Genomic DNA, 11373 nt, shown 5'->3' with positions numbered 1-11373 from the left:
GTATATTGTAAAGATTTTAATATGAAATTAAAAATTCTTTACACAGTTTCTGGGAGGGGGTTTGTGGAAAGCTATAGGATTATAAATTTACAAAGTATATCAGATGATAGAGGATCTTTAGTGGTATTGGAAAACCTAAATCAGATACCTTTTGAAATTAAGAGAATTTTTTATGTTTTTAATGTACAGGGTAATGTTCCCAGAGGGGCTCATGCAAATAAAAAATCACAGTTTGTTTTTATTGCGATCAATGGCTCTATTAAAATTAAGATCAAAGAACAATCTGGTGTAGATAAGATATTCAATTTAAATAATCCTAATACTGCATTATGGATCGATAAATTAGTATGGAAAGAAATGTATGATTTTTCAGATAAAGCTGTTTTATTAGTTTTATCTAATGAATTATATGATCCTAACGAATATATTAATGATTTTACTCAGTTAAAAGGTGATCACTGATGAAAAATCAATTGCAATTACAAAAATTTTTATTTGAAGATAATCCTTCACGATTAGATTTGTTAAATTATCCCAAAGAAAAAGGATTGCCTTCAGAGTGTTACACTATTTCAATTTACCGAAATCATTCTTTTGAATTAATTGAAAATACAATTTATCCTTATCTAGCTTTTAGCGAAACTAGTGTAAAGTTTGAGTACAGTGATTATGATGATTCATTAAGTTTTTTTAATTTGAATTTTGCATCAGATTTATTGATTTTGTGGATTGATTTCAGTCGCTATAGAATTGAAAATGTAGATTCATTTATTGAAGAAAGAATGAATTTTCTGAAGAAAAAATATAAAAAACCTATTTTATTTATACCATTTGGGCATCACTTCAAATTAAATGATAAGCAGGTTGTGGTTTACAATTTAGATAAAGTTGAAGATAGATTAGGTGATAAATTTGTTGATCTTAGATTAGAAAAATTTTCTGGCACTAAATTAAGTTCATTATCATGCCTTGAAGTCTCGAAAGAGATAGGGTTGAATTATATTCCAAGTCTTTTAAAACCAAACCTTAAAGGTATAATTGTTGATTTAGATAACACATTATATAAAGGTGTTTTAGGTGAAGATGGCATAGATGGGGTAATTTTAACACAGGGACACCGAAATTTACAAAGCACTTTAAAAAAATTAAAAGAGAAAGGTTTTTTTCTATGTATTGCATCTAAAAATAATGAGCAAGATGTCATAGACTTATTCAATAAGAGAGAAGACTTTCCTTTATCCTTAGATGATTTTACTAAAATTTATGCTAACTGGAACAGTAAATCAGAATCAATTGGATTAATATCTAACTACTTGAATGTCAACACCGATAGCTTGTTATTTATTGATGATAACACAGGCGAATTGCATAGTGTTACTAATGCTCATCCTAATATACATATATTATTAGCGAATAACGATGCAAATATAACTAACAATATACTGAATAATTATCCTGGACTTTTGAAATTGAATGTCAAAGCTGAAGATTCACTTAGACAAAAAGATACGCAATCTAATGAGGCTAGGAATAAAATTATTAATTTATTGTCAAAGGAAGAATATTTTGCGGATTTAAAAATGCAGTTAGAGTATTGTGTCAATGACATTCAACAATCAGATAGAATTGCAGAGCTAGCAAATAAAACAAATCAATTTATTTTTAGTTATAAAAGATATTCTCTTAATGAAGTTGAAAATTTGGTTAAAGATAAGAGATCAGCAGTTATTTCGATAAGCCTACGCGATCGATTATCTGATAGCGGTATTATAGGTGGAGTAATTATTTCAGAAAAGAATAAAGTAGGCATTTTAGAGGAATGCTTCATAAGCTGTAGAGCTTTAGGTCGTGGCATAGATGATACTATTGTTTTAGGTGCAGTAAAAATTGGTTTGGATTATTTAAATTTACATAGTTTTGAAGCTAAGTGTATTAAAGGTGAACGAAATACACCAGCTTTAAATTTTTTCAATAAATATCTGTCAAACTATAATATGTCTAATAAATTTGATTATCAATTGCCTGACGAATTAATTAAAATCATTGTCAAAAAAGGTATTTAAAATGGAAGAAAAAGTTATTGAAATAGTATCTAAAATTACAAAAATCAACGTTAACGATTTATCAAATAATAAGGATTCAGATAAATTGTGGGATTCTATATCACATGTTGAGATTGTTTTAATGCTTGAAAATGAATTCGGTGTTTCATTTGATGAGAATGATATAGCTCAAATGATAACATTAAATGAAATATTAAATTGTTTATTAGGAAAAATGAATTAAAGATGAGACACTCTATAAATATAGATGGTTATAGTTATAAACTCAGGCCTGTTACGATGGATGATGCTGAATTCATTGTGTCGGTCAGATTAGAAGACAAAGAACGAAATAAATATATCAATGCAATTTCAGAAGATGTTAATGACCAAATTAAATGGTTGAATACTTATTTTGAGAAGACAGGTGATTATTATTTTGTCATTGAAAATAAATTAACTTTAAAAAAAGAAGGCCTCATAGCAATTTATAATTTAGAAGACAATAAAGCTGAGTGGGGACGGTGGGTCATCCGTAAAGGTTCTTTAGCAGCAATAGAAAGTGTTTATTTGATTTATGAAGTAGCATTCAACCATCTAAATTTAGATGAATTATATTGTAAAACCATTTCTGATAATGTATCTGTTGTATCTTTTCATGATTCCTTATCTGAAGACAAAAGAGAAGCTACAATTAAAGTAATGTTAAACAATTTGCCCTATGATTGTGTTGAACATTTTGTTACTCACGACTATTTTGTGAAAGAATTAAAAACTATATTAACTAAGAAGATTTTTTTAATTTTTCAAAGAAATTTTAAACAATATATTCACGGTTTTAAGTTTCACCATATTGGGGTTGCCACAACAGATATTCATAAAGAATTTGAAACTTACAAAATGTTAGGCTATTCAAAAGAAAGTGATGTTTTCGAGGATGAATTGCAAGGTATTAGAGGTATGTTTATTGTGGCAGATGATCAACCAAGATTAGAATTATTAGAAAATCTTGATAATAGTACAACTTTGAACTATTGGATCAATAATAAAAATAAAATGTACCATTTTGCATATTATGTTCAAAACATTGAAAGAGCATTGGAAATATTTAAAAATAATAGATTCAAAGTAATTTCACCTTTAAAAAAATCGGTTTACTTTCACAAAAGAATTTGTTTCTTAATGTTACCAAACACTTACATAATTGAGTTGATTGAGGTATAAACATGACTAATGTTGTAAAACGAAAGGTTGTGTTTTATTTTCCTTGGAAAGAGGTTTCTGGTGGTCCCTATTATTTAACTAGATTAGCTGATAAGCTAGCCGAAGATTCAAATTTTGAGGTATATTATACCGATTATAAGAAAGGGTTATCAGATCAACTTCTTAAAAATCCATTAGTAAAAAAAATTGAAGTTAGTGAACAGGATTTCGGTATTCATATGGATAATGAACCGATTTTATTGATCACTCCAATATACTGGGCATGTTGGTTACCATCTATGCATCCAGATAGTAAAATTTTATTTTTCAATTGGCATAATAGTTGCATTTCTGTCTTAAAAAATGTATGGGGTATAAAACGTAAAATTTTAAATAAATTCCTAAGGATAGTTAAATCAACCAATTCTGTGTTTTTTGCTGATTACTCACATCGTATGGCACAAAATACAAAAAAAATAATTTTTGATGAATGCTATGTTCCAGTTGTAATGAAACAAAAAAGCAAATGTGCTAGTTATGAGTTAGTTAAAGTTGGAGAAATTAATATTGCTGTTTTAGGCAGGCTATGTACAGATAAGATATATTCAATTATTGATTTATTAAATCATTTAAATAAGTTAGATTCTTTTACTAAAAAAAAAATATATATTATAGGTTCAGGTGAAGATAAAGAAAAAATCCATATAAATGATTTTCCTAATTTGATAATTCATTTTATGGGGACAATAACTGATAATAAATTAGATGAATTTTTATCGACTAAAGTAGATGCTTTATTTGCAATGGGGACGTCGATTCTAGAGGGCGCAGCATTAAAATTACCTTCTATAATTATTCCACATAATGTTGTACCCTTTACTTGTAATAAATATGTTTATCTGCAAGATACAGTTAAATATTGTCTTGGGTGGTTTGATTCTCAAATGGAAGAATTGAATTTGAATGCAAAACCACTAAAGGATATTATAGAAGATATTTATGTTCATAATCAGAAAAAAATATTAGGTGAGGATGCATATAAATATTTTATCAAGAATCATACTATTGAATCTGTAATCGTTTATTTAAAAGATGCCATGGAAAAAACATCTTTAACTTATAGATATTTTGAAAGTTTCAATTATAAAATCTATAAAAAGTGTAAAAGATGGAAGGTAATGGGGATCTCAATAGTTACTTTATTCAAAAATCGTTATAACGATAGCAGAATAAACATTTTCAATCTTATTCCTCTTTTTTACTATAAGCAATCAAATGAAAGAAATCGAAAAAACTTATATCTTTGGAAAATACCTTTATTGACTTTTACTATTAAAAAAGGGGGGACTGTAATTAAAATAGATGTTGCATTTATTTTGAAAATTATTAAATGGATAAAAGGTAGATAATATGATTAAATTTCTTGATTTAGCTAGTATTAACAATATGTATGAAAAAGAAATTAATGAAAGGTTTAAACAAATTTTTGATAAAGGATGGTATTTACAAGGAGAAGAAAATAATATTTTTAATGAGGCATTTGCAGCGTACTGTGGAACTAAGTATGCAGTTGGTGTGGCAAATGGTTTAGATGCGCTTAATTTAATAATTAAAGCCTATGGTTTCGGTCCAGAAGATGAAATCATTGTTCCTGCTAATACTTATATTGCATCAGTACTGGCTATTTCAGAAAATGGGTGTAAACCTGTTTTGGTTGAACCTGATCTTGATACTTATAATATTAATCCTGACTTAATTGAACGTGCAATAACATCAAAAACAAAAGCTATTATGGTTGTCCATTTATATGGTCAAGCGGTTGAGATGAAATCTATATGGAAGTTAGCTGAGAAGTATAATTTAAAAATAATAGAAGATTCTGCTCAAGCTCATGGTGCTATCTATAAAGGACGTAGAGTAGGTAATTTGGGAGATGCTAGCGGTTTTTCGTTTTATCCAGGAAAAAACCTAGGTTGTTTAGGTGATGGAGGAGCAGTAACTACAAATGATGAAGAATTATATCTAAAGATCAAAGCAATTGCCAATTATGGTTCTAATAAAAAATACATTAATCTATATAAGGGCGTCAACTCCAGATTAGATGAATTACAAGCTGCAGTAGTGAATGTAAAATTACCTTATTTAGATGAAGATAATAACAAGCGTCGTAAAATAGCAAATTGTTATATTAGTAATATCAATAATCCTTTAATTGTTTTACCTAAATCTGTAGAGAAAGATATGCATGTATGGCATCTTTTTGTTATAAGAACAGAAAATAGAGCGAAGCTACAAAGTTACCTTCAATCAAATGGAATACAAACCCTAATCCATTATCCAATTCCTATTCATAAACAAGAAGCATATAAAGAATGGAATGATTTAAACTATCCTATAACTGAAAAAATACATAATGAGGTTCTTTCGTTACCAATTAGTCCTGTAATGACACAGAAAGAAATTGAGAAGGTTATTGAGGTAGTAAATGCTTATCAATAAGTTACCTTTAGTCTCTGTGGTTGTTCCATCTTATAATCATGAAAATTACGTTCAAGAAACTATAAAATCAATCATTTCTCAAATTTATGAGAATATAGAATTAATTATTATTGATGATGGTTCAACAGATTCCACTTATGAAAAAATTCTTGAAATGGAAAGTTTATGCAAAGAAAGATTTGTTAATGTTATATTTAAAAAACAAGAAAATCAGGGTATTGGTTCAACTTGTAACAAGTTAATAAATTTATCATCAGGTGATTACATTTATTACATAGCATCTGATGATTTAGCTAAGGCTGATGCAATTAAGGATGAAGTTTTATTTTTACAAAAAAATAGTGATTATGCTTTAGTAGTTGGAGATAATGAAATTATTGATGATAATGGTAAGGTTTCTTATTGGGATAAATTTAGAAATATTACTTATAATCAAGATAAGGCTTACTATAAGACATTTGCTGACTTCCTAAAAATAAAACAATTAAAAAATAATTTTGGAACATACCTGTATTTGTATAGAGGTAATCATATACCTAATGGTTACTTAGTTAGAAAATCGATATATGATAAAACAGGATTGTATAACAAAAATGCTCCATTAGAAGATTGGTTTATGAATCTTCAAATTGCTAAATATGCTAAAATTAAATATTTAGATAAAGTACTTTTTTCTTATAGATGGCATCAAAATAATACTATTAAACACAGTGAAAAAATTCAGAAGTTATATGATTTGACTTTTCAGTATGAAAATATTTTATTAGCTAAAACAGATTTTAGATGTGTTAACAAAGAGGTGCTCAATTGTTTCTTGTACGGGAAATTGACAAAAAGACTAATCTTGCTTTACAAAATAATTGAATTACGTAGATATAAAAAAAATAGAGTAAAAATGTGGGTATTACATTTATTGGGACTTGATTTTATTATCTGCAAAAAAATTTTATAAAATAATAAAATCTATCTTTTTAAAAAGCTTTATTATTGTTTAAAGGAATTATATCTCACAACACCTAGCAGCTAGATTTAGTGCTAACTTAGCAATAATTAGAGCGTTGTATGATATTTTAATTTATGAAATATAGATTGAAACTGATAAAAAAACAAATTATCCAAGAGTAAAAATTAAAAAAAAATTTGTGTATTTGATATTAATATAATTTTATCTGATGATAAAAATACAGATATGACTTAAGCTATTTTTGTAATAGTGAAATTTAGAATATTAATTTAAAAAAGTATTGCTAATTAGGATTGATAACATATGAAATTTATTATTACTGGTGGAGCTGGATTTATAGGTTCTGCTGTTGTGCGCTATATTATAGAAGAAACTGAACATCATGTATTAGTTATTGATAAATTAACATATGCTGGTAATTTGGAATCTTTAGATGAAGTATCTAAAAATAATCGCTTTAATTTCAGACAAGTTGATATTTGTGATCGAAAAGCTATTGACAATATTCTGAATGATTTTAGACCTGATATTATAATGCATTTAGCTGCTGAAAGTCATGTTGACCGTTCTATTGATAATCCATCAGTATTTATTGAAACAAATATAATTGGCACATATACGCTTTTGGAATCAGCTTTAACATATTGGCATAGTTTAGAAAAAGATAAGAAAAATAATTTTCGTTTTCATCATATTTCTACTGATGAAGTATATGGTGACTTAAATGGTACCAATGATCTATTTACTGAAAGAACGCCTTATTCACCAAGTAGCCCTTATTCAGCTTCAAAAGCTTCAAGCGATCATTTAGTCCGTGCTTGGTATAGAACATTTGGTTTACCTACTATTATTACGAACTGCTCTAATAACTATGGTCCGTATCATTTTCCTGAAAAGCTAATTCCTCTAACAATACTTAATGCAATTGAAGGCAAACCGTTACCTGTTTATGGAAATGGTCAGCAAGTAAGGGATTGGTTATATGTTGAAGATCATGCTAGAGCTCTTTATTTAGTTGCGACTAAAGCCATTGTAGGTGAAACCTATAATATTGGTGGGCACAATGAACAAAAAAATATTGATGTTGTGAATATAATCTGTGACTTGCTTGAAGAGTTAGTGCAAATTAAACCTAATGGTGTTAATCACTATAAAGATCTAATCACGTATGTAACTGATAGACCTGGGCATGATCAGCGATATGCAATTGATGCATCAAAAATATATAAAGACTTAGGATGGCAACCTCAAGAAACTTTTAAAAGCGGAATGAGAAAAACAGTACAATGGTATCTAGATCACAAAAGTTGGTGTGAGCATATCAAAGATGGTACATATATAAGTTCGCGACAAGGGATAATCAAAAAATAGGAATATTTATGAAAGGTATAGTGCTTGCAGGTGGTTCAGGAACCCGTCTTTATCCTATAACTCGAGGTGTATCTAAACAGTTATTACCTATTTATGATAAACCAATGATTTATTATCCATTATCAGTATTAATGATAGCTGGGATTCGTGATATTTTAATTATTACAACTCCGGATGACATGCCTATGTTTCAACGATTATTAGGTGATGGTTCACGCTTTGGAATTAAACTGAGTTATGCAGTACAAGCAAAACCTGAAGGTTTAGCTCAAGCATTTATTATAGGTGAGGAATTTATTCAAAAACAACGTTGTGCTCTTATTTTGGGAGACAACCTTTTTTTTGGTGAAAGTTTTGGTAAAAAGTTAGAGAAAGTTGTAGCTAACAAAGTAGGAGCGACTATTTTTGGTTATCAAGTCGTAGATCCTGAACGTTTTGGGGTTGTAGATTTTGATATAAATTTCAAAGCACTGTCTATTGAAGAAAAACCCATTAAACCGAAATCAAATTGGGCTGTGACAGGACTTTATTTTTATGATGAAAATGTAGTCGAGATGGCAAAACAAGTTAAGCCATCGAGCCGCGGAGAATTAGAAATAACTACACTTAATCAAATGTATTTAGATTCTGGATTATTGAATGTTGAGATCCTTGGTAGAGGATTTGCTTGGCTTGATACAGGAACCCACGATAGCTTGCTTGAAGCATCATCTTTTGTCCAAATTATCGAAAAAAGGCAGGGATTGAAAGTTGCCTGTTTAGAAGAAATTTCATTTAGAAATGGCTGGTTGAGTGCGGAACAGGTGAGAAGGGAGGCGTTAGATGCTAAAAAAACTTTATATGGTCAATATTTATATCAATTAGTTGAAAAGATTTAATTATGCAAATTTTTGAAACAACAATTCCTGGGCTGAAAATTATTCAGCCAAGAATTTATAAAGATAATAGAGGACATTTTTTTGAAATTTTTCAGAAGAAACTTTATCAAAAGTTGTTAAGGATTGAATATGACTTTGTCCAAGATAATTACTCATATTCATATAAAAATGTATTACGTGGATTGCATTTCCAAAAAGATAATCCTCAAGGAAAATTACTGAGAGTTGTTCAAGGTAAAGTTTTTGACGTTGCAGTAGATATAAGAAAGGACTCTAAGACTTTTGGTAAATGGGTGGGCATGATTTTGTCATCAGATAATCATACTCAATTATGGGTTCCACCTGGATTTGCACATGGTTTTCAAGTTTTATCTGATTTTGCTGCTTTTGAATATAAATGTACTGATTATTATAATCCAAGTTCTGAGGAATGCTTGTCGTGGAATGATCCTACTATTAATATTAATTGGCCGATGAAAAATCCAATATTATCAGATAAAGATAAATTAGGTAAAACTTTACAGGAATTATTATAACTTAATGAAAGTTTTGTTAACTGGTGCTCAAGGTCAAGTAGGTCAGTGCTTTTGCGATATATATCCTAATAATTGGCAATTGATTACTGCAGATCATTTTGAACTGGATATTAGCGATAGGTCCAATGTCGAAGAATGGGTTGCTAAATATAAACCTGATGTAATTGTAAATGCAGCTGCATATACTGCTGTTGATAAAGCTGAAACTGAATACGATTTGGCTTATAAAGTTAATGTTTTTGGCCCGGAAAACTTGGCTTTAGCGGCAAAAAAAAATAGAGCTAAATTCATCCATATTTCAACGGATTATGTTTTCGACGGTTTAAAAAAATACCCTTATACAGAAGATGATTTGACAAATCCTATCAATGTCTATGGTAAAACAAAACGAGAAGGTGAAATTGCTGTTATGAGTGTTGATTCATCAGCAATAATAATTCGCACATCTTGGGTATTTAGTGAATATGGAAATAACTTTGTAAAAACTATTTTAAAATTAATCAATCAGAATAATAAATTATCTATAGTGGATGATCAGATTGGATGTCCAACCTATGCAGGAGATTTAGCTGAGTTGATGATTCGTATTATCGAAAAAAATATTGTAGGGGGTATTTATCACTATTGTGGTAATAAATCTATGTCTTGGTATTCATTTGCCAAGCAAATAATAACGACAGCTACCAATCAAGGCAAATTGAATAAGATACCGGAAGTTTTTCCTGTTAAAACCTCATTTTTTCAATTTAAAGCAAAAAGACCAAAATATTCTGTTCTTGATATGAAAAAACTAAATCAATATGGTATTTTTAGTTCAGATATGGTTGAAAAACTTGAACTTTGTATAGCTAAAATTGATTCAATTAAGGGTTAAAGTATGACTATTTATTTTGCCGAGTGGAATGCTGACTATGAAAAATATATGGTTAATACCCTTAAGTCTGAGTACGATGTTGTACTTTTTAATAAATTAATGAAACATTTTAGAAATATTAATTTAAAACTTGATAGAAATAACCTTCCTCGACATTGGTTTATAAAATTTCATCAATTTATAAAATTAAGACAATTGAAATATGATGATATCTTATTATGTAGTGGTTTTGGTGTTTCAGGATTTATAGATTTAATTAAGGATGTTAAATGCCATCGAGTTTTGGTGTTACGAGATACTATTGATGTTTTAAACGATAGTATGAAAAATAAAAAAAAATGGTTACAACAAAATGAAGATTATATAAGTAAAATTACACCATATTTTGATAAAATATACAGTTTTGATTTTAATGATTGTAAGAAATATAAATTTATATATTTGAATCAGTTTCTTCCTTTTACATATTCAGAAATGAAAAAATTGCGAGCCGAACAAGATAACAAATCTAATATTATTAAAACATGTTTTTTCATCGGGGAGTATTGGGATGATAGAGCTAAAGTGCTTAACAGAATTGCCCCTATTTTGCATGTAAATGGTTATCAAACAGATTTTAATTTAATTAACTATAATGCAACCAATACTGAAAGTTTATTTCACTCATCAGATTATTATAAACTCGGTAATAAAATTAGTTATTTAGATAATATTGAAAAAGTAAAACATAGTGATGTCATCTTAGAAATAGGACAAATAGGTCAAACAGGTGTAACTTTAAGAGCTATTGAAGCAGTGTTATTGAATAAAAGATTAATTACTACTAATAAATCTATAAAAGAATATGATTTTTATTCTCCAGAGCAAATTTTTATTCTTGATGAAAATAATCACCATCAAATAAAAAAATTTTTAGAATCTCCATTTGTTCCAATCAGTTTAGATAAATTATACAAATATAGCTCCAATGCAATGTTAGAAACAATTACAGATGCTTTCGATTAAA

The 11373-nt window shown here is 28.5% G+C and carries 12 protein-coding genes; all 12 read left to right on the top strand.

Annotation, left to right across the window (positions count from 1 at the left end; all coding sequences use genetic code 11):
• Positions 1-21: 21 nt before the first annotated feature.
• The 12 genes from GYM76_RS06555 (at position 22) to GYM76_RS06500 (ending at position 11372) form a co-directional block, all read left to right on the top strand.
• Positions 22-462: an FdtA/QdtA family cupin domain-containing protein gene (locus GYM76_RS06555; RefSeq protein ID WP_065563071.1), complete on the top strand. Its 441-nt coding sequence runs from the start codon at positions 22-24 to the stop codon at positions 460-462.
• Positions 462-2063, top strand: coding sequence for an HAD-IIIC family phosphatase (locus tag GYM76_RS06550; RefSeq protein WP_220224962.1), 1602 nt, complete (start codon positions 462-464; stop codon positions 2061-2063). The genes GYM76_RS06555 and GYM76_RS06550 overlap by 1 nt, the downstream gene beginning before the upstream one ends.
• Position 2064: 1 nt before the next feature.
• The gene (locus GYM76_RS06545; RefSeq protein WP_081299532.1) at positions 2065-2286 is read left to right on the top strand and encodes an acyl carrier protein; all 222 of its coding nucleotides are present in this window, start codon (positions 2065-2067) and stop codon (positions 2284-2286) included.
• Positions 2287-2288: 2 nt separating this feature from the next.
• The gene (locus tag GYM76_RS06540; protein WP_255561336.1) at positions 2289-3266 is read left to right on the top strand and encodes a GNAT family N-acetyltransferase; all 978 of its coding nucleotides are present in this window, start codon (positions 2289-2291) and stop codon (positions 3264-3266) included.
• Positions 3267-3268: 2 nt separating this feature from the next.
• A complete protein-coding gene (locus tag GYM76_RS06535) occupies positions 3269-4654 on the top strand; it encodes a hypothetical protein (protein ID WP_220224960.1) in 1386 nt (461 codons plus the stop codon).
• A gap of 1 nt (position 4655) precedes the next feature.
• Positions 4656-5744 (top strand): DegT/DnrJ/EryC1/StrS aminotransferase family protein, encoded by a 1089-nt coding sequence (locus GYM76_RS06530; RefSeq protein ID WP_065563067.1) that lies wholly within the window; start codon positions 4656-4658, stop codon positions 5742-5744.
• A complete protein-coding gene (locus GYM76_RS06525; protein WP_220224959.1) occupies positions 5731-6696 on the top strand; it encodes a glycosyltransferase in 966 nt (321 codons plus the stop codon). The genes GYM76_RS06530 and GYM76_RS06525 overlap by 14 nt, the downstream gene beginning before the upstream one ends.
• A gap of 315 nt (positions 6697-7011) precedes the next feature.
• On the top strand, positions 7012-8079 hold the full coding sequence (gene rfbB / locus GYM76_RS06520; RefSeq protein ID WP_065563065.1) for a dTDP-glucose 4,6-dehydratase: 1068 nt from the start codon (positions 7012-7014) through the stop codon (positions 8077-8079).
• A gap of 8 nt (positions 8080-8087) precedes the next feature.
• Complete coding sequence (rfbA, locus tag GYM76_RS06515) at positions 8088-8957, top strand: glucose-1-phosphate thymidylyltransferase RfbA (RefSeq protein WP_065563064.1); 870 nt, start codon at positions 8088-8090, stop codon at positions 8955-8957.
• A gap of 2 nt (positions 8958-8959) precedes the next feature.
• On the top strand, positions 8960-9493 hold the full coding sequence (gene rfbC, locus GYM76_RS06510; protein WP_220224958.1) for a dTDP-4-dehydrorhamnose 3,5-epimerase: 534 nt from the start codon (positions 8960-8962) through the stop codon (positions 9491-9493).
• 4 nt (positions 9494-9497) lie between these two features.
• On the top strand, positions 9498-10367 hold the full coding sequence (rfbD, locus tag GYM76_RS06505) for a dTDP-4-dehydrorhamnose reductase (RefSeq protein WP_220224957.1): 870 nt from the start codon (positions 9498-9500) through the stop codon (positions 10365-10367).
• A gap of 3 nt (positions 10368-10370) precedes the next feature.
• Positions 10371-11372, top strand: coding sequence for a hypothetical protein (locus tag GYM76_RS06500; protein WP_220224956.1), 1002 nt, complete (start codon positions 10371-10373; stop codon positions 11370-11372).
• The last annotated feature ends 1 nt before the right edge of the window (position 11373 follow it).

Source organism: Gilliamella sp. ESL0443 (assembly GCF_019469165.1).
In the GTDB taxonomy this organism is placed as follows: Bacteria; Pseudomonadota; Gammaproteobacteria; order Enterobacterales; family Orbaceae; genus Gilliamella; species Gilliamella apicola_E.
The sequence above is the reverse complement of the archived record's forward strand: the minus strand, read 5'-3'. Positions and strand labels throughout refer to the sequence as shown.

What these genes read in the sequence shown, in the direction of transcription:
- GYM76_RS06555 (WP_065563071.1), top strand. Translation starts at nt 22, where the DNA reads ATGAAATTAAAAATTCTTTACACAGTTTCTGGGAGGGGGTTTGTGGAA.
- GYM76_RS06550 (WP_220224962.1), top strand. Translation starts at nt 462, where the DNA reads ATGAAAAATCAATTGCAATTACAAAAATTTTTATTTGAAGATAATCCT.
- GYM76_RS06545 (WP_081299532.1), top strand. Translation starts at nt 2,065, where the DNA reads ATGGAAGAAAAAGTTATTGAAATAGTATCTAAAATTACAAAAATCAAC.
- GYM76_RS06540 (WP_255561336.1), top strand. Translation starts at nt 2,289, where the DNA reads ATGAGACACTCTATAAATATAGATGGTTATAGTTATAAACTCAGGCCT.
- GYM76_RS06535 (WP_220224960.1), top strand. Translation starts at nt 3,269, where the DNA reads ATGACTAATGTTGTAAAACGAAAGGTTGTGTTTTATTTTCCTTGGAAA.
- GYM76_RS06530 (WP_065563067.1), top strand. Translation starts at nt 4,656, where the DNA reads ATGATTAAATTTCTTGATTTAGCTAGTATTAACAATATGTATGAAAAA.
- GYM76_RS06525 (WP_220224959.1), top strand. Translation starts at nt 5,731, where the DNA reads ATGCTTATCAATAAGTTACCTTTAGTCTCTGTGGTTGTTCCATCTTAT.
- rfbB (WP_065563065.1), top strand. Translation starts at nt 7,012, where the DNA reads ATGAAATTTATTATTACTGGTGGAGCTGGATTTATAGGTTCTGCTGTT.
- rfbA (WP_065563064.1), top strand. Translation starts at nt 8,088, where the DNA reads ATGAAAGGTATAGTGCTTGCAGGTGGTTCAGGAACCCGTCTTTATCCT.
- rfbC (WP_220224958.1), top strand. Translation starts at nt 8,960, where the DNA reads ATGCAAATTTTTGAAACAACAATTCCTGGGCTGAAAATTATTCAGCCA.
- rfbD (WP_220224957.1), top strand. Translation starts at nt 9,498, where the DNA reads ATGAAAGTTTTGTTAACTGGTGCTCAAGGTCAAGTAGGTCAGTGCTTT.
- GYM76_RS06500 (WP_220224956.1), top strand. Translation starts at nt 10,371, where the DNA reads ATGACTATTTATTTTGCCGAGTGGAATGCTGACTATGAAAAATATATG.